23 protein-coding genes are annotated in these 25,171 nt (G+C 46.7%); 12 read left to right on the top strand and 11 right to left on the bottom strand.

All coding sequences use genetic code 11. From position 1 onward, the window contains the following. Positions 1-142: 142 nt before the first annotated feature. Genes chrA through LIN78_RS04050 form a run of 3 tightly spaced genes read right to left on the bottom strand, consistent with a single transcriptional unit; the run spans position 143 to position 3,666 of the window. Complete coding sequence (gene chrA / locus LIN78_RS04040; protein WP_227178749.1) at positions 143-1,507, bottom strand: chromate efflux transporter; 1,365 nt, start codon at positions 1,505-1,507, stop codon at positions 143-145. After that, positions 1,479-2,915, bottom strand: a complete 1,437-nt coding sequence (locus LIN78_RS04045) for a radical SAM protein (protein WP_227178751.1) — start codon at positions 2,913-2,915, stop codon at positions 1,479-1,481. Before LIN78_RS04045 ends, chrA begins: the two co-directional genes overlap by 29 nt. Further along, positions 2,908-3,666 (bottom strand): prolipoprotein diacylglyceryl transferase, encoded by a 759-nt coding sequence (locus tag LIN78_RS04050; RefSeq protein WP_227178753.1) that lies wholly within the window; start codon positions 3,664-3,666, stop codon positions 2,908-2,910. The genes LIN78_RS04045 and LIN78_RS04050 overlap by 8 nt, the downstream gene beginning before the upstream one ends. Before the next feature lie 96 nt (positions 3,667-3,762). On the opposite strand from LIN78_RS04050, the gene LIN78_RS04055 reads away from it, so the two are divergent. Next, positions 3,763-4,188 (top strand): tetratricopeptide repeat protein, encoded by a 426-nt coding sequence (locus tag LIN78_RS04055; protein WP_227178755.1) that lies wholly within the window; start codon positions 3,763-3,765, stop codon positions 4,186-4,188. 5 nt (positions 4,189-4,193) lie between these two features. Here the strand turns inward: LIN78_RS04055 and LIN78_RS04060 are convergent, their stop codons facing one another. Further along, on the bottom strand, positions 4,194-4,661 hold the full coding sequence (locus LIN78_RS04060) for a hypothetical protein (RefSeq protein WP_227178757.1): 468 nt from the start codon (positions 4,659-4,661) through the stop codon (positions 4,194-4,196). Between the two features lie 62 nt (positions 4,662-4,723). Then, complete coding sequence (gene thiD, locus LIN78_RS04065) at positions 4,724-5,632, bottom strand: bifunctional hydroxymethylpyrimidine kinase/phosphomethylpyrimidine kinase (protein ID WP_227178759.1); 909 nt, start codon at positions 5,630-5,632, stop codon at positions 4,724-4,726. 111 nt (positions 5,633-5,743) lie between these two features. Here thiD and LIN78_RS04070 point away from each other — a divergent pair, with 111 nt between their 5' ends. The 9 genes from LIN78_RS04070 (at position 5,744) to LIN78_RS04110 (ending at position 12,183) form a co-directional block, all read left to right on the top strand. Continuing rightward, positions 5,744-5,896 (top strand): rubredoxin, encoded by a 153-nt coding sequence (locus tag LIN78_RS04070; RefSeq protein WP_444543516.1) that lies wholly within the window; start codon positions 5,744-5,746, stop codon positions 5,894-5,896. Between the two features lies 1 nt (position 5,897). Continuing rightward, on the top strand, positions 5,898-6,734 hold the full coding sequence (locus LIN78_RS04075; protein WP_227178763.1) for a M48 family metallopeptidase: 837 nt from the start codon (positions 5,898-5,900) through the stop codon (positions 6,732-6,734). 9 nt (positions 6,735-6,743) lie between these two features. After that, positions 6,744-7,160 carry a CopD family protein gene (locus tag LIN78_RS04080; protein WP_227178765.1) on the top strand — a complete coding sequence of 139 codons (417 nt, stop codon included), beginning with the start codon at positions 6,744-6,746 and terminating at the stop codon, positions 7,158-7,160. 28 nt (positions 7,161-7,188) lie between these two features. Next, positions 7,189-7,665, top strand: coding sequence for a CYTH domain-containing protein (locus LIN78_RS04085; RefSeq protein ID WP_227178767.1), 477 nt, complete (start codon positions 7,189-7,191; stop codon positions 7,663-7,665). Between the two features lie 71 nt (positions 7,666-7,736). Continuing rightward, positions 7,737-8,549, top strand: coding sequence for a hypothetical protein (locus LIN78_RS04090; protein ID WP_227178769.1), 813 nt, complete (start codon positions 7,737-7,739; stop codon positions 8,547-8,549). A 100-nt stretch (positions 8,550-8,649) separates the two neighbouring features. Further along, on the top strand, positions 8,650-9,162 hold the full coding sequence (locus LIN78_RS04095) for a metal-dependent hydrolase (RefSeq protein ID WP_227178770.1): 513 nt from the start codon (positions 8,650-8,652) through the stop codon (positions 9,160-9,162). A 215-nt stretch (positions 9,163-9,377) separates the two neighbouring features. Beyond that, a complete protein-coding gene (gene hemL / locus LIN78_RS04100; protein ID WP_227178772.1) occupies positions 9,378-10,655 on the top strand; it encodes a glutamate-1-semialdehyde 2,1-aminomutase in 1,278 nt (425 codons plus the stop codon). Positions 10,656-10,734: 79 nt separating this feature from the next. Further along, positions 10,735-11,529, top strand: a complete 795-nt coding sequence (locus LIN78_RS04105; RefSeq protein WP_227178774.1) for a hypothetical protein — start codon at positions 10,735-10,737, stop codon at positions 11,527-11,529. Between the two features lie 165 nt (positions 11,530-11,694). Beyond that, positions 11,695-12,183: a DUF456 domain-containing protein gene (locus LIN78_RS04110; RefSeq protein WP_227178776.1), complete on the top strand. Its 489-nt coding sequence runs from the start codon at positions 11,695-11,697 to the stop codon at positions 12,181-12,183. 70 nt (positions 12,184-12,253) lie between these two features. On the opposite strand, the gene LIN78_RS04115 is transcribed toward LIN78_RS04110, so the two are convergent. The 4 genes from LIN78_RS04115 to LIN78_RS04130 form a co-directional block, all read right to left on the bottom strand. Next, the gene (locus tag LIN78_RS04115) at positions 12,254-13,393 is read right to left on the bottom strand and encodes a M14 family metallopeptidase (RefSeq protein ID WP_227178778.1); all 1,140 of its coding nucleotides are present in this window, start codon (positions 13,391-13,393) and stop codon (positions 12,254-12,256) included. 32 nt (positions 13,394-13,425) lie between these two features. Then, complete coding sequence (locus LIN78_RS04120; RefSeq protein ID WP_227178780.1) at positions 13,426-13,857, bottom strand: carboxymuconolactone decarboxylase family protein; 432 nt, start codon at positions 13,855-13,857, stop codon at positions 13,426-13,428. A gap of 82 nt (positions 13,858-13,939) precedes the next feature. Further along, on the bottom strand, positions 13,940-14,479 hold the full coding sequence (locus LIN78_RS04125; RefSeq protein WP_227178783.1) for a response regulator transcription factor: 540 nt from the start codon (positions 14,477-14,479) through the stop codon (positions 13,940-13,942). Continuing rightward, complete coding sequence (locus tag LIN78_RS04130) at positions 14,472-15,773, bottom strand: ATP-binding protein (protein WP_227178785.1); 1,302 nt, start codon at positions 15,771-15,773, stop codon at positions 14,472-14,474. The genes LIN78_RS04125 and LIN78_RS04130 overlap by 8 nt, the downstream gene beginning before the upstream one ends. 126 nt (positions 15,774-15,899) lie before the next feature. Between LIN78_RS04130 and LIN78_RS04135 the strand changes: the two genes are divergently transcribed. Together LIN78_RS04135 and LIN78_RS04140 are read left to right on the top strand one after the other, a co-directional pair. Beyond that, positions 15,900-16,655 (top strand): energy transducer TonB, encoded by a 756-nt coding sequence (locus LIN78_RS04135; protein WP_227178788.1) that lies wholly within the window; start codon positions 15,900-15,902, stop codon positions 16,653-16,655. Beyond that, the gene (locus LIN78_RS04140; RefSeq protein WP_227178790.1) at positions 16,648-16,914 is read left to right on the top strand and encodes a YkgJ family cysteine cluster protein; all 267 of its coding nucleotides are present in this window, start codon (positions 16,648-16,650) and stop codon (positions 16,912-16,914) included. The genes LIN78_RS04135 and LIN78_RS04140 overlap by 8 nt, the downstream gene beginning before the upstream one ends. Before the next feature lie 41 nt (positions 16,915-16,955). On the opposite strand, the gene LIN78_RS04145 is transcribed toward LIN78_RS04140, so the two are convergent. Together LIN78_RS04145 and LIN78_RS04150 are read right to left on the bottom strand one after the other, a co-directional pair. Continuing rightward, positions 16,956-22,826 (bottom strand): hybrid sensor histidine kinase/response regulator, encoded by a 5,871-nt coding sequence (locus LIN78_RS04145; RefSeq protein ID WP_227178792.1) that lies wholly within the window; start codon positions 22,824-22,826, stop codon positions 16,956-16,958. 89 nt (positions 22,827-22,915) lie between these two features. Then, positions 22,916-25,096: a methyl-accepting chemotaxis protein gene (locus tag LIN78_RS04150; RefSeq protein ID WP_227178795.1), complete on the bottom strand. Its 2,181-nt coding sequence runs from the start codon at positions 25,094-25,096 to the stop codon at positions 22,916-22,918. Positions 25,097-25,171: the final 75 nt, after the last annotated feature.

A 25,171-nucleotide genomic window follows, 5' to 3' on the forward strand; every position in this document is an offset into this window, starting at 1 on the left:
TTTTTACGCCCACATACAGGAACGTAATGTAGTGCAATTGACGCGCGAACTAATACACCTCAATCCGATCTGCTATTACGGAAAAATAGGAGTAGATCCAACTAATTTGTAGCAACAGATGATTGGACGACTGCTTCTGTGTTCAGAACAAAAATGCGCGAATTACTCCAACGACACAACAAGCCAGCACCAATTGGATAATTGAGCATCGGTTGCTTAACAAAGCAACCATGGAAGCCGCAAACACAAAGATAGCCCACCAATCCAACGTGGCGAACCCGTTTACAGGCCAAAGCACATGCTCAGCAAAGAAGATCGCTAGATTGAGCATCACGCCCACGACTGCCGCCGTAATCACCGCCAACGGACCTGCAAAAAAAGAAGATTGCCTGCTAGCCTCAATCAACGGCCCGCCTGCAAAAATAAAGATAAACGAAGGTAGGAAAGTAAACCAAGTCACCACAACGGCAGCGATAATGCCAGCCCAAATGGCGGTAGGCTCACCCAAGAATTGGGTATGGAAACCACCCAAAAATCCAACAAACGTCACCACCATAATCAGCGGCCCAGGCGTGGTTTCTCCCAAGGCCAAGCCATCCATCATCTGAGAAGATGAAAGCCAAGCAAACTGATTCACCGCCCCTTGGAACACATAGGGTAAAACGGCATAGGCGCCACCAAAGGTCAGTAGCGCGGCCTTGGTAAAAAACCATCCCATTGAAGTGAGCGGATGATGCCAACCGCCCATCCCGGCGATGAGCAACAAGGGAACCAACCAAAGTAGCAAGCCAACCGTAATCACCCATCCTAATCGCCGCCAAGCAAATTGCGTATGTGCCAGATGCACTTGATGATCAATCACACACGGTAAGTCAGGAGAAAGTGTTTTCGCGTGATGTCCGGTTGCAATCACCCAATCTGGCCGCCACTTCATGAGTAGCCAACCAATTAACGCGGCACCCGCAACAATCATCGGAAAAGGCACATGCAAGAAAGCAATTAAACATAACGCCAAGGCCGCCACCACCCACATTACAGGGTGTTTTAAGGATCGCTTTGCAATGCGATACACTGCCAGCAAAACAATGGCGACCACCGCCGGTTTAATCGCCAATAGCACAGAGGCAATCACGGGTAACTGTCCATAACTCACATAAAGAATGGATAAGCCAATCAACAACAATAGAGAAGGAAAGATAAACAACACACCAGCAACAATCCCACCCCATGTGCGGTGCATTAACCAGCCAAGATAGGTTGCTAACTGCTGAGCTTCAGGCCCCGGCAATACCATGCAAAAATTCAGTGCATGTAAGAAACGGGCTTCAGAAATCCAACGCCGACGAGTCACCAACTCATCATGCATGATGGCAATTTGCCCCGCCGGACCACCGAAGCTAATAAAGCCCAATTTAAGCCAAAAACAAAACGCCTGCCAAAAGGAGATCTCCATTTGCGCAGGCGGTGTAGCGGTGTGATTAGTTTGGCTTGACGCTTCGTTGCTCATAAAACCGCATCACTTCTTGTTGAATAGTTGCTAATGTTTCTCGTTGCGCGGGCGTTCGGTAAAACAGGTTATATGCTTCAAAGGGGATCATTTTGTCTTCTGTCGCAAAATGAATGCACGATTTCTTCAGCGCCCGAATGTCCATCGTCGCTGCATCCATAAAGTTGACAATCAGCACACGAAACACATTTTCATAACTTAGATTGGTATGTTGAACAGCAGGTAAGCAACACATCAATTCAGACAAACAATTTGCTTGTTCTGTCGCATCTAAGTTGGTTGAAAACGTCTTAAAAAGTTGTGCTTTTAAGTCTGGCTGAGTCTCGAAAACAATCGTGTTTTTTGAGGCATCGATTAACACAGCAGGATCAATCAAACCCGTCAGTGGTGTCACATCACCTGCCAGTTTTAATGCGTAAGCCATCGCCAGATTATCAGGGTTACATGGCACAGGAATGACATCGGCCAGCTGAAATACACCACTTTGCTCGGCAATTTTGCGGCGAATCTCAGAAATCGTTAGCTTATGATCTGTTAATTGGTAATTTTCCACCCTACCCGCATTTTGAATCGGCTGTAGCGTCACCCCTCTGACGCATGGTTGGGATAACCCATAGCGAATCACCTCGCCTATTTCATCATCATTCAACCCTTTTTTGACCGTCATCACCAAGGTGGTAGAAATCCCATATTGGTTTAGTTTCGCAATCGCCGCTTCGCGAATTCGCCACAAGGATGCGCCCCGCAAGACTTGCAAACGCTCGTCTTGCAAGGAATCAAACTGCAAATAAATCTCTAACCCTTTTTGATAGTTCGCCAATCGCTCAACAAAGACATCGTCACTAGCTATCCGCAAACCATTGGTATTAATCATGACATGGCGAAATGGGCGCTTTTTGACTTCGTCTAGTATGTCAAAAAACTGCGGATGGATAGTCGGCTCTCCACCCGAGATTTGTAGCACATCCGGCTCTTTTTCATTTTTGACCACCACATCTAACATGCGGCAGATTCGCGCTAAATCATAGTGTATCTGCTTTTTTGGGCCAGAATCCGCATAGCAAACCGGGCATTCCAAATTACAGGCCTCATTAATATCGATGATCGACAAACAGGAATGCTGCATGTGATCAGGGCACAGCCCACAATCATACGGGCACCCAAACTGCATCTTGGTATTAAAATAAAACGGCATTTCTGGCTGCTTAACGTAGACCTCTCTGCATAGTTTGTAATAGTCCACATCGTCAGAAATCATCACCCGCTCATCGCCATGCACTGGGCACCATTTATCCAAAAAGACTTTTTCATCCCGAAAAATCACATGCGCCTGAATCGTGCGCAGACAATGGCTACATAAGGCCTGAGTCGTATCGTAAAAGAGATAAGGACGAACTTTTCTATCCACGCGATAGCGCCTTGTAATCTAGGTATAGGAGATAAAAGAACCAAACCAATGCCAAGCAGCACACCAATTGAATACCGCTCATCGACACCCCAGCCACTTTATATACAAAGGGGATGGGTTTTAGGCCATCAATACATAATCGCCAAGCCATATATAGGAACACAAAAAGCCGAAATAGCATGCCATTTTGTGACACGATTTTCACCTCAAGCTTGTTAAGAAGAATATACACGCACATCAGAAACGCAATTTCATACAACTGTGTCGGGTGACGGCCAATGCCATCCCCAAAGTCTACCGCCCAAGGTAAACTCGTCGGCATGCCATAGGTCGCATCGTACCTACCAGCAAGAAAACATCCTACTCGTCCAATAACGATGCCAATCATCAACCCAAACACCAACACATCGCCGCTCGAACGCCGAATGCCAAACCATTTTTTATAGGCTTCAATAAATAAGTAAGCCCCTAAAATTGCCCCAACAATGGTTCCACCTTGCCGAATTAATTGAATCCAAGACGTGCCCTGCCAATAAGCATGCGGTTCTTCAATCACCGAGACAAACTTAAGCCCAAATGAAGCGCCAGCTAAAGCAACAAAGACTAGCAACCATGAATGCTGACGAATCAACTCATTACCGGCGAGATGCTTACGGCGATGAAAACAATAAGAGCCAACAGCAATGCCAAGCCATTGGCAAAAGACATGCAGTTGTAGCGAGAGAGAAGGAGGCAAATCAATGGTCAACATACTGCCATCATACGGTATTTACAACTATCAACCCAACCAAAGCACATGATATGCTCATAAATATCAAACACTCGCCTCTACAATAAAGCATTTCAAATGGACAATCCGATCGACAATTTATTACAAGCCGCCAATGAAGGAGATGCCAACGCACAGTTTGCGCTAGCAAAAGCTTTTGGTAATGGCAATGAAGTCGAGAAGAACCTAACGACTGCTTTTAACTGGTGTGAAAAGGCAGCCCAACAGGGGCATGCAGAGGCCATGTTTATTCTGTCGGAAACTTACCGAATCGGTTTAGGTATTCCTAAAAATTTACGTTTGGCGAGACAGTGGCGGCAAGCCGCCGTCAAGGCAGGATGGAAGCGCAATGCGACAAAAGCAGATCAAGCGCCGGTAGCGACTTGGAAGGTGGTATTAAAATTTATTTTACTCATGCTTGCCGCAGGCGTAGGCATTTTGTTGTTAGTGGTACTCGTGATCTTTGCCATTTGCGCAATGTCAGCACCAATGAATTTTCACTAAGTGAGTTAACCGAAAGCACTTATTGCACCACACACCACAAAGCCTGCTAGCAACATCAGAAGCATAAACATTGCACCGTGAATTAGCGAAATTAACGTTGTCCGAAACCAAAACACGCCAACTGGTTTAGACAGTTCTGCATACGGTCCTCTAGAAACTACCCACCATGTCACCAACGGTGTGAGTAGCCACGCAAATAAATTAGATAGCCAAATCAGTTGAACAGCGAATAAGAAAGACCAAATCAGCACTGCAAATAGAATAACGCTTCGGCTGATGTGGCTCGGCTTTGGCAGTAACACCCCGACCAGTAAGCCGAGCGACAAACAGATACCCACCATGACTAATTGATTAATCAATAAATCAGACGTGGCGTCAATAAAAAGGTACCACCCTGACCACACCCAAGCCCATGTAAAGAAGGAATGCGCACGATAGACTTTAGCGGGTAACTGCATGAGTTTTATAGACAAAAACTATCCATTCCCAATATTCATAGCTGGCGGAGAATGTTGTGCTACCGCCGATGAGTCACTTACTGCAATGTACTCGACTCATCCCGTGAGTCATCCATCACTTCAGAAGACGCTTCCGCCTCATCATCTTGCATTGCCCAATATAGACGATCAGGGACATGGCTTCCCATCCCTAAGCGGTATGCTTCACTCAGCGCTTGCCAGGTATAGTCTTGTGCATCTAACACTGCCTCACGCATCATCATGCCATTCGCTAGCCCTGTCGCAATACCGGCAGACAAGGTGGCACTTGCTCCATGGTAGGTATGCGGCAAGCGCTGCCAAGCGGTTTCTAGCACTTTACCTTCTTGATCTTGGTAAAGGCGGTTAATCACTTCGTTGGTTGGGTCCATCGTACCCGTAATCAAGACGTACTCAGCGCCCATGCTCAATAAGCCAGCAGCCAAATCATCAATGCTCATGGTTTCTAATGCGTCTTCATCGTCCTCGTCGTCAGACTCTTCTTCGTCTAGACGATCCCGCAATAGTCTGCGCGCCTCGAGCAAATTCACTACCACTAAGGTCGCCTGTGGAATTAGCATTTCGTTAATGGCATCCACCACTTCATCGTCCGCCAACTCGTCTCCACGACGAGACGCCAAACAAGGATCGATAATTAACGGTACATCAGGGTAATCCGCCACGATTTCAGCAATCGCCGCTACCCCTTCCACGCTACCAACCATGCCAATTTTAAACGCCGTAACAGCCATATCTTCTAACAAAGTACGGGCCTGATCAGCAATCCATTCGGCTTCTAGCTTATAAACGGATTCAACACCTACGGTGTCTTGGACAGTAATACACGTCACAACCGAGAGTGGATGACCACCTAGGCTAGCAATAGTTAATGTATCAGCCTGAATACCATTACCACCGGTAGGGTCTGATGCGGCGAAAGAAAGTACAATTGGAGGTGTATCCGACATGGTGGGCGCTTAACGAACGTTCGAGTAGAATAGTAAAAAGTAGGCATTCAACTTATTTTTGATTGCCATGACCATGAATGTAGCAGTAAGAGGAACAAAATGAAATCCTATATGTGCCTGATTTGCGGTTTTATCTATGATGAAGAGGCCGGACGCCCTGAAGACAACATAGCCCCGGGAACCCGCTGGGAAGATGTACCCATGAATTGGACGTGCCCAGATTGTGGCGCGCGCAAAGATGATTTCGAAATGGTGGAGATCTAAGATGAAGCCGATTACTTGGGGTAAAAAAGCACTTGTCGTGTGTATCGCCGCAGTGGTCGGCCTTACTGCATGTAAGCAAGTTAATACCACATCTAGTGGCGCGATCGGTATTAACCGCAAGCAATACATGATGGTTTCTGCACAAGAAACCGACCAAATGGCGGCGACGTCTTACCGCCAAACGCTTCAAGAAGCAACCAATGCGCGCACTCTCAATACAGACAAACGGCTTACCACCCGCGTGCGCAATATTGCCAATCGACTCATTCCGCAAGTCGCAACCTTCCGCCAAGATGCTTTGAAATGGCAGTGGGAAGTCAACGTCATGCAAAGCGATGAGCTCAACGCCTATTGCATGTCGGGCGGAAAAATTATGTTCTACTCTGGCATCATTACCCGTTTAAAACTAACGGATGATGAAATTGCAGCAGTGATGGGCCATGAAATTTCTCATGCACTGCGGGAACATTCGCGCGAGCGTTTGTCTCAAGCCTATGGTTCCTCAATGGCACTGAATATTTTGGGGAAGGCCGCCAAACTAGATACCGGCAGCCAAGATCTGTTAGAAAAAGCGTTTACCGTGGCTTACACCCTACCGCACAGCCGTGATCATGAAACAGAAGCGGATTTAATGGGTGTGGAGTTAGCCGCCCGTGCAGGTTACGATCCTCGCGCAGCGATATCTCTCTGGCAAAAAATGGGTAGTACAGGTGGCAGCAAACCCGCAGAAATTTTGTCGACCCACCCATCAGATCAAACACGGATGAACACCTTAAATAATGCCATGCCCAAAGTAGTGCCTATTTACGAGGCAGCTCGCGGCACCCGCAAAGGATAAGCATTTCATATGAGTTACGCCGTCGTAAAATCGCTCCACATCATTTTCGTCACCAGCTGGTTTGCTGGCCTGTTCTACTTGCCTAGAATCTTCGTCAATATGGCGATGGTGACCGATGACAACACCCAAAAACATCTTCAATTAATGGCAACGAAGTTGTTTCGTTTCATGATGCCACTCTCCACGCTCACTATCGTTTTTGGTGCATGGCTATGGTTTGGCTTTCATATTCAAGGCGGCTGGCTACACGCCAAGCTCCTCTTGGTTTTGGGGCTAATTGGCTATCATCACTGGTGTGGGCGCATTTTGCGACAGTTCATCGATGGTAAAAATACCCGCAGCCATAACTGGTACCGCTTCTTTAACGAAGTACCCGTCATCGCATTAGTCATCATCGTGTTATTAGTGGTGGTTAAACCCTTCTAATTCGCCAGTTGCTGGAAAGGAACCCATTGTGGGAATGGAAATTGAACGTCGCTTTAAAGTGAATGGCGACGCATGGAAAGCACTCGCAGAAGGTGTTTGGTACAAACAGGGCTATTTGTCGGTCGAAGCAGAACGCACCGTGCGCGTACGCGTCGTTGGCGATCAAGCCTGGCTCACTTTGAAAAGCCAAATTTCTTCCGTCAGCCGACATGAATTTGAATACGCCATTCCATTGGCTGACGCAAACACCATGCTATCGGTCATGTGCCCAATGCTGGTAGAAAAAAAGCGTTACCGCATTGAGTTTGGTGGCTATATTTGGGAAGTAGATGAATTTTTTGGCGAGAACAGCGGGCTTGTTTTAGCCGAGATCGAACTACCCGATGAAAACACCCCGTTTGAAAAACCGGAGTGGATCGCTAAAGAAGTGACCGAAGATGGCCGATATACCAATGCATACCTGTCTAAAAACTCGTATAACAGTTGGCCGGAAAACGAACGCTAAGCCATTTATCGCACTTCATTAAATGGACAACAACATAGTGCGTTTTCCAAAGAGCAGTTTGGAGAACGCACATGAGCACCAAAATACCTTCTGGTAACACCTTAAATCAACTATTTAGCTATATTCAGCAGCAAAGTTCATCGAACACAGCGCTGAGTAATGCAAGCCGTTTACAAATCACCCAACAAGAAGTGGTGTTCTTATCTAATCTGCCCGCAGATACCTCAACCACGAAAACATCCGCCTTAGAGCAATCGCTTTCTCGCTTTAGTTTGCTGAAAAACTCACTCACGCAGATTCAACAATTTAGTCAGTCTTTGTCTGCAAATAACCCGCTGAGTAGTTTGTCTAGTTCGGACAAAGACGCAGCAAGGCAGCAAGTCTCGCAAATCAAACAACGTATTGATGCATTAAAAAAACTTTTAACCTTCGCTGATCCACAAACCGCCAAGACAATTCAACAACAACTCAAACAAATGGCGAGCCAATTAAAATCAGCGGCAAAAACACTAGGAGACACCAGCACTAGTACGGCAACAACCAGCACTAGCAATACGCAAGCCGCTACAGATAACACCCAAAGTTTAACGAAGAGCGCACTTGGCCAATCCATCCTAGCGGCACTGAGTAGCAATACATCGACTAGCAGCAGCACAAAGGATGATGCCACCCAAATTAAAGAGACCGCTCAGCAACTAAGTAGTTTAAATAACAGCATCAAATATTTATTACGTCGATCTCCGAATGCTAAGCAAATGTCTTCTGATACAGAAAAAATGCTAAAAGAAGTCAATAACATCGCCAAAGAAATGAGTACATCTAGTACCGCCAACACGCTGAGTAATTTGACGATCAGCACAGGAAATATAGATACCAGTGCCTAATAAGGCGCCCTTAGTCTGCCATACGATACAGGACTGCGATTGAATAATTAATTCATTTGACATATAATTACTCGTGCAGATTTTCATACCAGAATAGAAGATGCCATTCACTCCATTTCATATGGGCCCCGGCCTATTCGTCAAAGCGCTACTTCAAGGTAGTTTTTCGCTCATGGTATTTGGTTGGACACAAATCGTGATGGATCTGCAACCACTACTCGTGATGCTGCATGGCAATGGGCACGTACATGGCTTTACTCACACCTTGATTGGCGCCACCTTAGTCGGCGTGGTATCAGCCTTTACCGGAAAATACGCTTCAGAATATGGGCTTCGACTAATCGGACAAACAATATTTTTGCCAATCAGTTGGACGGTGACAATTACGAGTGCATTAACCGGCGTATATAGCCATGTCCTGCTAGATGGAATAATGCATGATGATGTAGAACCATTCGCTCCATTTAGCTTAAACAACCCTTTACTGGGTTTAATTTCTATTCATTCACTTCATCAGGTGTGCCTCTATACTGGCCTATTCGGCTCTGCTATCTATATAGCTATTTCTTTGTGGCAAAACAAAACAAAGCGTGGAGCCAAGCCGAAAAGCTAGCCATACCAAACAGTTGATTTCACTGTCATTGGCATCCTGCACAAGTCATTAGCCTCCCCCTTATCTTCATTGCGCCAAATCAGCCACAAGCACCTCAAAACCAAGTAAAATTCCCCCTGATTATGTGATGGTCAAAGTAAGTGCCATTACTACCTTAACTAATTCCATGTGATCTGCGCCCACGACGCAGGCGGTAAACCAATCAGGAACCCCTCATGAGCCGTAACCAGCAATTATTCGATCGCGCCCAACTAACTATTCCTGGCGGCGTGAACTCTCCCGTTCGTGCATTTAAATCAGTAGGTGGTACACCTAGATTTATTGATCGTGCAGATGGCCCGTACATGTGGGATGCCGATGGCAAACAATATATTGATTACATCCAATCTTGGGGCCCAATGATTCTGGGTCATGGCGATAAAGACGTGATCGAAGCCGTGCAAAAAGCGGCTACCCGTGGTTTTTCTTTTGGCGCACCAACCGAAGGCGAAATCGAACTTGCCGAACTGATCTGCGAATTGATCCCAAGCATCGAACAAGTCCGTTTGGTATCTAGCGGCACTGAAGCGACCATGTCGGCGATTCGTTTAGCACGTGGTTTTACCGGCCGTAGCTTATTGGTGAAATTTGAAGGCTGCTACCACGGTCATAGTGATTCATTGTTGGTAAAAGCTGGTTCTGGCTTGCTGACTTTTGGTCAAACCAGCTCTGCTGGCGTTCCAGAAGACATCGCGAAACACACACTGGTTTTGCCATTTAACGATATTGAAGCACTTGAAACCGTCTTTGCCGAAAAAGGGAACGAAATTGCGGCGGTGATCATCGAACCATTTGCCGGCAATATGAACCTGATTGCCCCAGGACAAGCCTATCATCAGCGCCTGCGTGAACTGTGTACCAATGCGGGTTCTGTGCTGATTTTTGATGAAGTGATGACGGGCTTCCGTGTCGGCCTCACCGGTGTACAAGGCCGCTACGGCATTACCCCAGATTTAACCACACTAGGCAAAGTGATTGGCGGCGGCATGCCCGTTGGCGCGTTTGGTGGTCGCAAAGATATCATGGCACACATCGCTCCATTAGGTGGCGTGTATCAAGCAGGTACATTATCAGGTAACCCATTAGCGGTGACCGCCGGCTTGGTTACCCTAAACAAAATTCGCCAACCAGGTTTTTACGATACCCTAACCGCACGCGCAGCACGCTTGGCGGCTGGCTTTCAAGCCGAAGCGGTAAAAGCAGGGGTTCCTTGCACGGCTCAAAGCATGGGTAGTATGTTTGGCGTGTATTTCACCCCCACTATTCCGCAAAACTTTGCAGAAGTCACCAAGAGCGATATCGCCCGTTTCAATGCATTCTTCCACGCCATGCTAGATGAAGGTGTCTATCTAGCACCGAGCGCATACGAAGCAGGCTTTGTCTCTATCGTTCACGATGATGCCATCATCGACGAAACTATCGCTGCAGCAGGACGTGCATTTAGTAAAGTGTAAGCACGTTTACCAGCCTGTTTGACTAACAAAGCCCGGTTCTCCCGGGCTTTGTAACATATGCAAAGGATCTCCAACCATCATGATCACGCTCAACGAAGCACAACTCGCTTTTGCCCATCAACTCGCCACCCTTCGCAGCCAACATGAGCGAATCACTAGCGCATCCTTAGCGGTTGAGATTCCTGATGCACCAACCGCAGAAGCGATTCAGCAAGCCGTATTAGCGGCCTTACAAACGACGACTGGCGGCTGGAAATGCGGCGTACCGGCTGGCGATAAAACCATTATCGCCCCCATCCCCGCCAATCAAGTGGTCAACCTTGTTAATCAGCCTTCGGCAACCACCGTCAACACCACTAGTTTCGAGGGAACAGTGCGAATTGAACCAGAATTCGCCTTTATTTTTAAAGAGGATTTACCTCCAAAAGATACTGCCTATTCAGAAGCAGAGATCCATGCAGCCATTGGTGATATTCGCTTAGCCATCGAGATCATTGGTTACCGGGTAACCGATCCTAGCAGCCTACCCTTTTTGCACAAATTAGCAGATGGCTTATCTAATCTTGGTTTAATTCTCGGCCAAAGCATTCTTGCTCACAAAGATAATCTGCCCGGCACTGTTGTGCTAACACTGAGAGAAGGCGATCAAACCAGAACCTTCGATGGCAAGCACCCCAACCAACAACCTTGGCTACCGCTTTATTGGCTGGTGAATCACCTGACTAGCACAGGTAGAACCATCATGGCTGGGCAACCGATTATTACCGGTTCGTTTGCTGGCGCTATCGAAGTTAACCCTTCGGTAAACTGCCAATTGCATTATCAAGATCTGGGGACAATTGTAGTTAACTGGCAATGCATCGCAGCAAAATGAACGAAAAACTTAAATAATTACAACAACATAAATGCAAAGCATATAAAATCATACAAATTGCTTTTGTTAACTACGCCCCTATCGAGACGCGGTTAAAGTATGGTTTTTACTACTTAGCACTAACCACCTATTTAGCCGTGATGACTTACGATGTACATGAAATGATTGGACGATAACCCGGTGTTATTTACAGCACTCGCCTCATTGCTCATCTTAATTGGTTTCGCCGGTACGGTACTACCAGCGCTGCCCGGTCCACCATTGGTGTTTGGTGGTTTATGGATATTAGCGTGGCAAGATCATTACACGCGGGTTCCTACCTGGGTTGTCATGCTACTTGGCGCGCTCACCGTACTTGCCTTGGTGATTGATTTACTCGCGAGTCTGTTTGGCGCAAAAAAAGTAGGCGCCAGTAAATTTGCGCTAATCGGCTCCGCACTAGGCACCTTGATTGGCCTTTCTGCTGGCTTGGTGGGCGTCTTAATTGGCCCATTTATTGGTGCCTTTTTAGGGGAATATCTTTACCGAAGAGATGCCGGACAAGCAGGTAAAGTTGGTATCGCTAGCTGGTTGGGATTCATTATTGGCACCGCACTTAAACTCGCCATTTTATTCATGATGCTAGGCATTTTTGCAGTTAGCTGGTGGTGGTAAGCCCTCCATAAGAAAACAAAAGGCCGCTTCTTTGAAGTGGCCTTTGCATAAGTCATCAATACAACGTTTCTTAGGCTTTTTTTCCCAACCGCCTCAGTACAGCCGCGACAGGGAAAAGCACCGACGCACCAAACTGGCGACTACGCTCTCCATCCCAGCCGGTTTCTTCATCAGGCCAGTCAAAGTTATCTTTAAATGGCATCTCGATGGTGTAAGCTAAGCAATCAAAATAATCCGCGACATGGTTCGTTGATAGTGTCATGTTCGCTTCACCAAACTGATCAGGCGTATATCCATGCTTCACTTGGAAATCTGGATTAGTCGCTAACCACACTTGCTTAAATAGCGTTTCTAATTCGGCACGCCCTGCATGGTAGCCAGGATTTCCCTCGCTGCCAGCCACAAAGTTAAACGGAATGCTCTCGTCGCCATGTGCATCTAAATAGAGATCTACACCTGTTTCACGCATCGCTTCGCGTACTAAGTACACTTCTGGGCTACGCTCCATGGTTGGGTTGGCCCATTCACGGTTCAAGTTCACACCAGCCGCATTGGTTCTTAAATGACCGCGGCAACTGCCGTCAGGGTTCATATTCGGTACGATGTAGAAAACGGCCCATTCCAACAACTCACGCGCTAATGTATCTGCTGGGTCTAACAGGCGCTGAACCGCCCCTTCGACAAACCATTCCGCCATGGTTTCACCCGGATGTTGGCGCGCAGTTAGCCACACAACACGTTTATGATCGGCATCTTCGCCAATCTGCAAGACATCTAGATCACGGCCATCCAATGTTTCACCCAAATGATGCACGCGGCAATCCGGGTGCATTTGTGCCGTTGAGATTAAATTCAGGTGGCGTTCCCAAGGGTAAGGCTCAAAGTACGCAAAGTACATGAGATCGTGCTCTGGCGTCACCGAAAGTGACATCACCTTACCGTCGTATTCAGTTGGCAGGCGGAACCAGTTTTCACGGTCATAACTCGCCACCACGCGGTAATCCACCCAACCTTCCGGGTATGCACAGCTTGCTGCGTTATCAAAATGCAGCTCGCAGGTTTCTCCTGCGGCGCCTTCTAAACGAAAGTAAAACCATTGTGCGAATTCAGACTGATGATCATTTGGAATTTCTAAATGAATCACACCACTTTCTTCATCTAATGACACAACTCGGATACTACCCGCATCAAATGATGCACTGATTCTCATATGGATTGTCCTATTTTGATTGATCAGCAAAATTACTTTTGCTCACCTTCTGTCGCTTGTTTAGCTAAATAATCTTGAATAATCGGCTGTGCCGCACGAAAAGCATCAATGCACAAAGGCATTCCGCAATATACGGCGGCATGAATAAAGACTTCGCGAATTTCATCTACTGTCGCGCCATTATTTAGCGCGCCACGAACATGACCTTGTAACTCTTGCGCGCGCCCCATGGCAGTTAACATCGAAAGCGTCATGAGACTTCGGGTTTTCAGATCCAGCCCATCCCGATTCCATACCGTTCCCCATGCTTGTCTAGTGACAAACTCTTGCAAAGGCGCGGTGAAATCATCCACATTGGCAAAGGCTTTTTCTACGAAGGCATCGCCCATGACCTGTCGACGTTTCGCCAAACCATTCTGAAACAATTCATCATCCGGCAATTGATCTGACAACAAAGAAGACATGGCCATTTCCCTTCGTGTAAAAACTTTATTCTACCCCTGATAAATCAAATGATGCCAAGTCCTTCTTTGTATAAGGTATGCGCTATTGTTTGACGGGGCGTTTACCTAGTTTGCGTTGCAAGGTGCGTCGATGCATATTCAACGCCCGTGCAGTCGCAGAAATATTGCCATCATGTTCGGCCAGTACACGTTGAATATGCTCCCACTCCAATCGATCAACAGACATCGGTTGCACATCGTCCGCTGCGTCTAAATCACCGTCTAAGCGATCAAATGCAGCGATAATTTCATCCATGCCAGCAGGCTTTGGCAGGTAATGTGTCGCCCCTAGTTTAATAGCCTCTACAGCAGTCGTGATACTAGCATAACCCGTTAACATCACGATTCGGCAAAGGGGGGCAACCGCCAGTACGTCGGGAATTAATGAGAGACCACTTGCCCCCGACATTTTCAAATCCAGCAATGCATAATCCGGGAGGATTGTCGGTAAAATGACTTTTGCCTCTTCTGCAGAGGTGCAGACAGTAACAGCGAACCCACGCTTTGATAAGCCTCGCGCTGCCACCCGTCGAAATGCTTCATCATCGTCAACCAATAACAGTTGCGGTAAATCTTCATGCATTGTCAACAAGTCCTTTGATTAACGGGAGGGTCACCACCAACTGAGTGCCACCCTCTTCTCTTGGCAGTTGGCGAATCTCACCACCATGTTGCGAAATAGCGGTATTACTAAGTAATAAACCAATCCCCATGCCACCTTTTGTACTAGCCAACTTATCTGTTCCCCATACGGCTATTTGATCTGTGGGCATGCCAGGGCCCCGGTCGAGGATAGAGAACTGCACGAAGTCATCGTTCACGACACAATCCAAAGCAACAGCTGCGGGAGATACATCGGCTGCATTATTGAGTAAATTCATCATTGCTTGTGTTAACCAATCAGACCAAGCTAGTTGATAGCGCACCAACAGCGCAGGTTGAAATACCTTTTCAATCGGCACGCTCGGTCTTAACAAATCCCATCGATTGAGTAATAAATCCAGTACGTCCGTCACCAACATAGGGGGAGACTGTTGCGCCCCCGCTTCTGGAATAGCGCGAGCAGACAATGAAGACAAGATAGATTTACAGACCCCAATTTGTTGCTTCATCAACAAAATATCTTCTCGATCTAAAGACCCGGAACTGTCCATTTCATCGACTAACAACTGCAAGGTATTGAGTGGCGTACCTAATTCATGCGCGGCACCCGCTGCTTGCGCACCCAATGCGATCACTCGCTCATGTTGAAGCGTTTTTTCACGCGCTTGAGCTAATGCCGCATCACCCAAGCGTAGCGCCTGATTCATCCGCGTTAGCAAATAGATTAAGATCGCCAAACTAAATGTAAACGTGACTCCCATACCCAGTCGATGGAGTAACCATGCCCTAGCAGGATTATCTGCCGCCTGCATCAAGGGCACCTGAAAATTCATCAGCAGCACATAAAGAATGAGCGTATAGCTGCCAAATACCCAAGGTACCCACTGCGTTCTTAGCATCGTAGTAAAAACAACCGGCAACAACATTAACGCAGCCAACGGGTTACTGGCGCCATCGGAGAAAAACATCAACAGCGCAAATGCCGTCACGTCGATAATCAGTTGCTTAAAGACATCTACATCACTTAATCGCACATCTTTTTTTAAGTGAATCAATTGCACATGCCATAGGGTGTTATGCAGAACCAGAAAACAACCAATCACAAGAATAGGCAATGCAGGCAGATCAAAATGCCAAACCCATTTCACCCAGAGCGCAACAAGTAGCAATAACAAGATATTTGCCCAGCGAATAGCAATCAGTTTCGATAGGCTAATCGAAGCAATACCATTTGATAACTGGCGGTAAGCAGAGACAACATCGGCGATTTTCATTCTTAATATTCTACCCTCTTCCTATCACCCAAATCGCGGCATATTGTCACATCCTTAGTCAAAAAGAATCCCATATAGAAAAACAATACGCTATGATTTCAACTTAATCACAGCCCTTTTTCATTCATGTCTTCTGCTGCAACCTCCTATCGCCTCTGTATTGCTTTAGCGATCGCAGTGTTGCTGCATGCCCTGTTGTTTATCTGGTTGAAGCAACCGAAAACAATTTACAACCCTCCGCCGTTACAAGTTCAACTGCAAAAATCGGAAACGCTTCCGTTAGCACCGACATCGAAAGAGAAACCACCAACAGAACCAACCAAACCAGCCACACCTCATAAGAAAAAGAACACGACGACAACGTCGTCTATAGATGCTAAGCATCCGGTAGCACAAGCAATCGTCACAAACACGATAGAAAAACCATCTACATTGCCAACGGTAGCTAATATGAAAGTGGCTAATCAAGCAATGGACAACGTCTCGGCAGACACTTCAAAGGCTAAAACTGAGGCATCCAATATAGCGACTACAGGGACGCCCAAAGCATCAGGAGAACCTAACAGTAATCAGACAGCGAAAATCAGCTTTAGTCAGCATGCCTCCGTGCGCCAACGGGTTGAGCCACTCTACCCAGAAGAAGCTAGACGCCAAAATAAAGAGGGACTGGTGAAAGTGCGAGTTCGAGTCAATAAAGAAGGCATCATCACCCAATCCATGATTGCATTCAGCAGCGGTAATTTAATGTTGGATGAAACCATCGAGAATGCCATTAAAAAGTGGAAATTTAACCCCGCACTAAATGAAAATGGCCAAGCGGTTGAAGAAGAATTACTCATTCCCTACCGATTTAAACTTAGAAAAGAAGATGAAAATGACTAGTACACATGCATGCCGTCCCGCATGTGCAGCCTGCTGTATTGCGCCCTCTATTTCAAGCCCTATCCCAGGCATGCCAAATGGCAAACCAGCAGGGATTCCCTGTATTCAGCTAGACGACGCACTACAGTGCAAAATATTTGGAAAGCCAGAGCGACCCGGCTGTTGTAGCGGGTTGCAACCATCGTTAGAAATGTGTGGTAATCATCGAGAAGAAGCACTTATTTGGCTCAGCCAGCTAGAAGACTTAACAAAGCCATAAAAAAAGCTGGGTTTCCCCAGCTTTTTGTTTCTTCATCTCGCTTAAGCAAGCGCTTCCGCTTTTAAGTTAAGGTAGTGCTGGATCTCAGCCAATAACTCATCTTCCTGATAAGGTTTACCCAAGAATCGATTTACCCCTAAATCTTCAGCCACCTTACGGTGTTTTTCCGCTGTACGCGAAGAGATGATAATAATTGGGATATCTTTGGTTAATGCATTGCCACGCACATTTCGTGTCAATTCAAAGCCATCCATCCTTGGCATTTCGATATCCACCAGCATTACATCTGGTTGATGATCTTCAATTTGCTGTAAGGCATCCACACCATCTTTTGCTGTCATCACGGCAAAGCCCTGACGCTCCAAGAAACGGCTCGTAATCTTACGCACAGTGAGTGAATCATCCACCACCAAAATATGCGGCTGTTGCTGAATGACTGGCTGTGGCGCATAAGTTTCTACCACTGCATCCACTTTAGACAAGCGATCTGCGTGAACCATCAATTCCACAGGGTTAATGATCAACACAATTTGACCAGAACCCAGCACAGTTGCGCCAGAAACCCCTATCACACGCGCTAATTGCGGCCCAATATTCTTCACCACAACCTCTTGGTTACGGGTCAGACTATCTACATGGATTGCCACACGGCGGTTGGCACTCTTTAACAACACAACGGTGTTATAGCGAGCCAACTCAGGCATAGTTGCTTCATCACCAAGTAGGCGTGGCAAATACCAGAACGGATACATCTGACCTTGCCATTCAATGCCTTTTTCAGCATAGCAACGGTTTAGCGCATCCACCTTCAATTCTTGTACCTGTTCAACTAAGCCTGATGGAATAGCATACTGGTGCGCGCCGACATTCACTAACACGGTTTGCGTTACCGCTAAAGTGAGCGGTAGACGCATCGTGAAAGCAGTACCCTGTCCACGGTTGGAAGCCACGTTAACGCGACCACCCAAACTTTCGATCTCGCTCTTCACCACATCCATACCAATACCACGACCAGAAACCTGGGTCAGCGCATCGGCTGTAGACAGCCCTGCACGGAAGATCAATTCTAGTAACTCATGGTCAGGGCGTACGTCATCCGCCTGAATCCAGCCTTGATCAATCGCTTTCGCTTTAACTTTAGCAACATCAATTCCGGCCCCATCATCTGATAGGGTAAGAATCATCTCGTTACCTTCTTGGCGAGCTTCAATCAGAATTTCACCAATGTCCGGCTTCCCTGCCGCCAAACGGTCTTCGCGCTTTTCTAGCCCGTGGTCAACCGCATTGCGTAAAAGATGCTCAAACGGACTTGTCATCTTTTCAAGCACAGAACGGTCAATCTCCATCCGTGCGCCACGAATTTCCAAGTTAACCTTTTTACCTAGATCTTTCGCCGTTTGACGAACAATACGATACATACGATCCGTTAGCGTCGATAACGGTACGGTACGAATACGCATGAGCGATTGTTGTAGGTCACGTGTCTGACGAGATTGCGCGATCAACGCGGCTTCACTATCCGCCACGTTTTTCAATAAGTTGTGCTGAACGGTTGCCACGTCATTAACAGACTCGGCTAGTAAGCGAGTCAACTCTTGCAGACGCGTAAATCGGTCAAACTCTAACGGATCAAACGCCTCATCACCTTCACTCAGAATCGATAGACGAGACTGCATCTGGCTTTCTGCTTGAATCTCCAACTCACGTAATTGGCTACGCAGACGGTTCACGTTATCGGTTAATTCGAACAAGGATTGTTTCAAGCCGCGCACTTCAGAATCAATGCGCGCGCGCGCAATACTCACCTCACCCGCCTCGTTAACTAAGCGGTCAATCAAGTCAGCTCTTACGCGAAGCGTAGCTTGTGCATCAGCTTCCGCGCTAGACAACTCTTGTTTTTCCTTTTGAAGCTTCGCACCACCCACAGGGGCAGCCTCACCGCCCACCGCATTGGTGGTTACGACCTCAGGAGCCGCAACCACTTGTTCAGGATTCGCTAGCACATCGCGATACTGGTTGAGTAAATCTAGCTCATTCTCAAAACCATCAAAGAGCGCATCATCTAGCAATGCAATCTGAGCCGCTTGCTGTACACGCGTTTCAAACGAGTGCGTTAGCTCACCAAGGCGCATTGCACCTGCCATACGTGCACTACCTTTTAAGGTGTGCAGATCACGGAGCAACTGTCTTACCTGCGCATCGTCGTTAGGAGAATCTCGCCAAGCGCGTAGCGTCTCTTCAATCTGCGGCAACAGTTCATCCGCTTCTTCTAAGAAGACCGGTAATAACTGCTCATCAATCTCATCTTGTGCTTCTGGTTCAAGCACCGCGCTTGCAGGCATTTGCACTTGTATCGTACTTGCTGGCGCAGCCGGTGCACTAGTTGCAACCAACTCCTCTTGCTGAACCGCCAATACATTTTCCATCGCTTGGTGCAACATATCCTCAATCGGCATGTCGACCAAATCGTCCTCTTCAAATGCATACTCAACCGGCGCTTCCGATGCAAGAGGCGCTAGTTCAGATAGGCCATTAAATGCATCCAACTCTTCTAGCGCGACATCGTCAGTTGCCACCTCATCAGATGCAACTTCTTCATCTAAAACGATTTCGTCTGCTAATGCCATCAACTCATTAGCATCATCGATAGAAAGGACTTCTTCATTACCTTCTAAAAGCGCCAGTGCTTCTGTCGTACCGTCGACTTCATCACTGTCTTCATCCAGCAAAGTAACGGTTGATTCAACAGGCTCGGCAATTTCCTGAATATCTGAAACAAAATCAGAAGAAACCTCTGGTGTAAACTCTGCTGCTTGCAGTAACAAATCATTTACTGGCAATGCAAGAGCGTCATCATCCTCTTCAGTCTCTTCGTCAGAAAGATCAAATGACAACGCTTCTTCACTTGCGGTGAATGCCTCTTCGCTGCTGGATTCGTCAGGGAATGTGACAGGTGCTTCAAGTGTTGGAACTTCATCAATCAACTCGATGTCACCTAGATCCAATGAAACTTCCTCTGAATGAGAAATTTCTTCAATTGGTTCCTCTACATCCATTGCCTCTAACTGCTGCTCCAGAGAAATCGCATCGGTTACTGGCGGCGTTGCTTTTAGGCGTGCGATCAATTCATCTGCGGCAACAGGCGGTTCGAATTGTTCAATCGCCTCAACCATGCCATGTAAGACAGCAATCGTCTCAGAGACCAATGCAAAAACCTGATCATCTAGCGAATGTGCGCTAACTTGTTTGGCTAATAGATATTGCTCTAAAGCATCTGCCAAGTGGCCAACGGTAACAAACCCGGTAGTATTTCCAATACCACGCAAAGTATGTGCTGCGTGGGTAAATTCAGATTGAATGTTGCCACCATTGGCAACCGCTTCTAATTCGTTATTGAGTGTCGCTAGATGTTTATTTGCTTCTGCAACAAAAATGCCATATAGCACAGCAGAAATGGTGACATCTCCAATCGTGTATTCTGATGGAGGCTCCGCAATTTCTTCAATGACCTCGATATCTGCTGCCTCAATATCCAATACAGGTAGTTCGTCTGTTAACGCAGGGGGCGCAGAGTCTTCTACTGCGGGGGTATCAGAAACCGTGATCTCTTCATCTAATAACAAGTCATCTTCAAAGGACAAATCAAGAGATGGTAAATCGTTAAAGACAGCATCTAACGGGCTATCTGCATCTTCTGCTGGCGCAGCTTCACTGACGACTACATTCGGTAATGGTCCATCTTGCCAAGCTTTAAATGCATCAATCAGTGCATTCAATTCATCTGAGTCAACAACGGCTTTGCCATCATCTGCCAATGCGGAAACCCATGCACTAAATTTTTGACGAGCAAAAGCAATTAGATTTAATAATTCTGGGTACGCTGGTCGATCTTCTTGCAACCAGCGATTCATGACTTGCTCGACGCCCCAGGCCGCTTCACCTAAATGGGTCAAGCCAACCATACGACCACTACCTTTTAAGGTATGGAAGCTACGTCGGATTGTCGTCAAGCTATCTTGGTCATGCGGGTTAGCACGGCAAGCAAGCACGTGCTCTGACAAGCCGCTTAAGATTTCACCCGCTTCTTCAAGGTAAATATCTAGCAGATCTAGATCACTTGGCTCATCAAGCTCACCAACAGATGCAGCAACTGATACTGTCTGTTCCTGAACGACAGGAATTTCTTCCTCCGTTTCTAGATGAACAACCTGCTTTTCAACAGGGAGTTCAACAGGTGCAAGCGGCGCATCGACAATATGTGCTGGCGCAGCTTCCCCGAGGAAACTCTCTAACAGCTTATCTGCGTCAGCGCGTTGATTTTGCAAGGCTTCTACATAGAACCCAACGGCTGATAACATTTCAGCCACATGTTCCATGTCATCTTGCACTGGCGAGGCTTCGGCACGCCACAGGTTCACTTTTTCCGCTGCCAGACGGACAACCTGGCTACCTTTTTCTGCACCAAGCATCATGAATGCACCATCAACTTGGTGCATTAAGTTTGAAACCGGCAGCAATGTCGATTTTTGATTTAAATCGCGGAAGTACGTATCTAGATGTTGTTCAATCTGTTGCAAACTGCCAGCAATTTCGTGCGCCACTTGAGATAACAGCAGCTTTTCTTGCGCACGTTGAGAAATTTCATCTAAGAGGCTATTAGTTGAAAGTTCTCCATGAAGTTTAGCTAGCACATGTTTGATTTGCTCGGGCAGTGAAGCATCCCAATGCGGATATTGCTCTAATGCGGTTTCACCCAGCAATAATGCAGTCGCCACACCCATTGCATCCGTTTCCGAAGGCATTTTCCCTGCTGGCAAACCGTCTGCGAATATTTGCAAGCCATCAAATAATGGGCTTAACACTTCTAGCTCATCTGACTTTAACTGGCCCGACAGTTGTTTTAGCAAAGCAACAAAATGCGGTAGTTTGTCAGATTGTAGGGTTGTTACTCTCGTCCAAGTATCTTTGATCTGCTCTAATAAAGATTTTAGCTCTCGAACCTCAGAGGCCGACACCAATGGTACTTGATAAGAGTCCGTTTGTTGGGGCAGTAAGTCCGATAACCCGTAAACAGATCTGACTTCTTCAATCTCTGAATTAGTAACTTCAGCAATCGCAACAAAGTACAGCATTTGTCGCAGTAAAATCTCAGGCGCCTTAGGTGTTCCATCAACCAATCGGCGCATTTGCTGATCAAGTCGAGATAACAAACCTTTACCAGCACCTTGCAAGCGTGCATTCAAAGATAAAGACGCAATAAAGCTAGCCGCAACCCACCAGAAGGCTCGCAAGGCGCTTGTGTTTTGATACTTAGCTAATTCCGCGACCGGTTGAATCATCTTCGTCAGGCTATCCGAAGTGCCAGAACGAATAAATGAAATTAATCCCTGCTGGTAAGCCACACGCAAACGTCGGTTAGCCTCTTTAGCATCGCCAACAAACATCTGCGCAGATTTCAATCGCTCTGGCAGCTCAATAAGCAGATCGGGGAAAAAAAGATCGCTCTCGGAGTACTGATGGCTACCACGAATCTCAAACAATGCTTGATAGGTAGCAAACAGATTTAATGTGGTATTAGGTGCTCCATCAATCAATGCGGCAATATACTCGGTAATCTGCCCAAGTGCTTTATCTAATAAATTAAGCGCCTCAACTTGATTTGCCGTTGCCCCATTAGAAACAGAAGCGATTAATCCCTCGATGGCTTGCGCAAAAGCCGTTAGACCTGGCAAACCAACCATCTCGATCGCACCGGTTGCTTGGTGCAAATGAGTAGAGGCAAACTTTAATTGCGTGGTATCGGTAGGGTTGGCAGAAAACTGTGCAACTTGCTGTCTAGCAAGTCCAATTGCACTATCAATTTCCGCTTTTACCCAAATTAATGAACCCACGTCAAAGTCTATTGTACTCATATTATTTTCCGGCTTTGGGTCGAGAGCTCACCGATATTTCTAATTAAAGATGGGCAATATCGGTGAGTTACTTGGTCTTAATCTGTCAATTAAGCGAGTTTAAAGCCCGCAACAGAACCTTTCAGTTCACGAGCAAGTGTAGTTAGCTGACCAATAGACTCAGCGGTTTGCTTAGTACCTTCAGTGGTCTGATCCGTCACCGTCAAGATATGCTGCATGTTACTTGCCACTTGTTCAGCCATCTGTGTTTGCTCTTTCGTTGAACTAGAGATCGAGTCAATCAAGTTAGCTAGGCTCTTCGAAACCTGTCCAATTTCTAGCAGTGCTTGACCTGCCGCATCAGATAGTCGGGCACCTTCTACCACACCCTGAGTAGACACCTCCATCGCTGCAACCGCATCTTGTGTATCGGTCTGAATCGTCTTCACAATGGCTGCAATCTGCTTGGTCGCTTCCGCAGAACGTTCCGCTAGACGCTGAACCTCTTCCGCCACCACGGTAAACCCTCGTCCCGCCTCACCAGCAGACGCAGCCTGAATCGCGGCATTCAACGCCAATACGTTCGTTTGCTCGGTAATGTCTGAAATCAATTCAACGATTTCACCAATCTCTTGCGAACTTTCACCCAGACGCTTAATACGTTTTGAGGTTTCTTGAATCTGCTCGCGGATCTCATTCATACCTTTGATTGAGTTTTCTACTGCCTCAGTCCCTTTTTCAGCAGCATCTAGAGACATCTGCGCAACGCGTGCAGATTCGGCAGCGTTTTCCGCCACGTTCTGAATAGATTCCGCCATGTAACGAACAGAAACGTTCGTATCCATAATTTCATCCGCTTGCGATTCTGTCGCTTCGAGTAGACGCTCAGAAATTGAGCGTGCATCTTGCGATGCGGTGGCCACCTGGTCAGTTGCGCGGTTAATACCAGTAATCAGGCTTCGCAATTCATCAATCGTATAGTTCATAGAGTCAGCGATCGCACCGGTCAAGTCTTCGGTCACCGATGCACGTACGGTCAAATCGCCATCCGCCAAGTCAGACATTTCGTTCAGCAAGCGTAAAATCGCTTCTTGGTTACGTTTGTTTTCTGCTTCTGTTTGAAGCGCACGACGTTGAATTTCACGGCTATATGAAATACCAAAGAAAATCAGACCAAGTAGCGCAATACCCACAGTCGCAAACTTAATGACGGTCAAAATGACATTAGATGTATTTACACGATACGCTTCAGTCAAATCACCTAGTTTCTTCAGCAGCGCTTCAGAATCAATGAACACCCCCTGAGAGGCTTGTTTAGCATCTCTTAGGTTTTTCATGTTTTTAGAGAAAAGAGAAACTGATGACTCAAACGGTTGGAAAACACGTTTCACATCATTTAATTTTTCAATGACGTCAGTGTTCGTAGCTGCAGGAATTTGCAAATCGGCATTACCTGCAATCAATCCTTCCATCGTGTCACGGAAGGTATTGGTATCTTTACCCAACATAAACACAATTTCTGGGCTAATGGTCGCCTCAGCCAACATCGCGTTCGCGTTTTTTGACATACGCTGAGTTAACATCACTTGCTGGTTGGCCAAGTTCAAGATACGGTTATCTGCACCATTTTGCTGCAGTAAGGCAACCAATTGCTGAGACAACTCTAAAAGTTCGGTATCAGAGGTGTTGATGTATGACACCGATTGGGTCATCTGGCGCAATACCTTTTTCTCACTAATAATCGTCGACACGTTTGGACGATTAGAAGGAGCAAAAGAGCGACTCCAAATATCCTTAATTTCGGTTAATGTCTGCTGAGCAAATTCCGGGGAGGCAGGCACTTCATCACTTTGATCGGCCAAACAGGCGCCACCATCGGCTAGTTTTTTAAGTTGGCATTCAAAGCTTTTGTAAGCAGTATCTAACTGCTCAAAGGCCATCGGGTTACCTTTGGTAGATTCTGATGCCGACATCGCAAGACGCTGAGATAACATCTGCAATTCTGTAGAAGTCGTTAGATAGTTCGCATATCGAGTTGCTCGCACACCATCATATGCAGCAGTTCCGACAAATGCGGCCAGACCGATAATCATGAGCAGTAGTGCACTACCCTGTGCTCCGCCCGGTAAACGAGAAACAAATCCACTACCCGCATCACCCGATTTAGTCTTAATCAAGTTATCCATAATGGACGTTGTGCTCATTGGCTCGAAACGGACTTTACCATTGTCTTTCGGCTCTTTATTTGCGCTCCGAAATAGTTTCGATAATTTGTCTAACTTGAGTTTCATATCGGTCCCTTACACTGCTACTCGTGCCCTAAACTTAAATGGCAAGATTGCTTTTATTATCTATTAACCTAAAAA

The sequence above is a fragment of the Leeia speluncae genome (genome assembly GCF_020564625.1).
GTDB classification, from domain to species: Bacteria; Pseudomonadota; Gammaproteobacteria; order Burkholderiales; family Leeiaceae; genus Leeia; species Leeia speluncae.

Excerpts from the sequence above, each read along its gene's own strand:
- chrA (WP_227178749.1), bottom strand. The coding sequence starts at position 1,507 with ATGAGCAACGAAGCGTCAAGCCAAACTAATCACACCGCTACACCGCCT.
- LIN78_RS04050 (WP_227178753.1), bottom strand. The coding sequence starts at position 3,666 with ATGTTGACCATTGATTTGCCTCCTTCTCTCTCGCTACAACTGCATGTC.
- LIN78_RS04055 (WP_227178755.1), top strand. The coding sequence starts at position 3,763 with ATGGACAATCCGATCGACAATTTATTACAAGCCGCCAATGAAGGAGAT.
- thiD (WP_227178759.1), bottom strand. The coding sequence starts at position 5,632 with ATGTCGGATACACCTCCAATTGTACTTTCTTTCGCCGCATCAGACCCT.
- LIN78_RS04070 (WP_444543516.1), top strand. The coding sequence starts at position 5,744 with ATGTGCCTGATTTGCGGTTTTATCTATGATGAAGAGGCCGGACGCCCT.
- LIN78_RS04075 (WP_227178763.1), top strand. The coding sequence starts at position 5,898 with ATGAAGCCGATTACTTGGGGTAAAAAAGCACTTGTCGTGTGTATCGCC.
- LIN78_RS04080 (WP_227178765.1), top strand. The coding sequence starts at position 6,744 with ATGAGTTACGCCGTCGTAAAATCGCTCCACATCATTTTCGTCACCAGC.
- LIN78_RS04090 (WP_227178769.1), top strand. The coding sequence starts at position 7,737 with ATGAGCACCAAAATACCTTCTGGTAACACCTTAAATCAACTATTTAGC.
- LIN78_RS04095 (WP_227178770.1), top strand. The coding sequence starts at position 8,650 with ATGCCATTCACTCCATTTCATATGGGCCCCGGCCTATTCGTCAAAGCG.
- hemL (WP_227178772.1), top strand. The coding sequence starts at position 9,378 with ATGAGCCGTAACCAGCAATTATTCGATCGCGCCCAACTAACTATTCCT.
- LIN78_RS04105 (WP_227178774.1), top strand. The coding sequence starts at position 10,735 with ATGATCACGCTCAACGAAGCACAACTCGCTTTTGCCCATCAACTCGCC.
- LIN78_RS04115 (WP_227178778.1), bottom strand. The coding sequence starts at position 13,393 with ATGAGAATCAGTGCATCATTTGATGCGGGTAGTATCCGAGTTGTGTCA.
- LIN78_RS04120 (WP_227178780.1), bottom strand. The coding sequence starts at position 13,857 with ATGTCTTCTTTGTTGTCAGATCAATTGCCGGATGATGAATTGTTTCAG.
- LIN78_RS04125 (WP_227178783.1), bottom strand. The coding sequence starts at position 14,479 with ATGCATGAAGATTTACCGCAACTGTTATTGGTTGACGATGATGAAGCA.
- LIN78_RS04130 (WP_227178785.1), bottom strand. The coding sequence starts at position 15,773 with ATGAAAATCGCCGATGTTGTCTCTGCTTACCGCCAGTTATCAAATGGT.
- LIN78_RS04135 (WP_227178788.1), top strand. The coding sequence starts at position 15,900 with ATGTCTTCTGCTGCAACCTCCTATCGCCTCTGTATTGCTTTAGCGATC.
- LIN78_RS04140 (WP_227178790.1), top strand. The coding sequence starts at position 16,648 with ATGACTAGTACACATGCATGCCGTCCCGCATGTGCAGCCTGCTGTATT.
- LIN78_RS04145 (WP_227178792.1), bottom strand. The coding sequence starts at position 22,826 with ATGAGTACAATAGACTTTGACGTGGGTTCATTAATTTGGGTAAAAGCG.
- LIN78_RS04150 (WP_227178795.1), bottom strand. The coding sequence starts at position 25,096 with ATGAAACTCAAGTTAGACAAATTATCGAAACTATTTCGGAGCGCAAAT.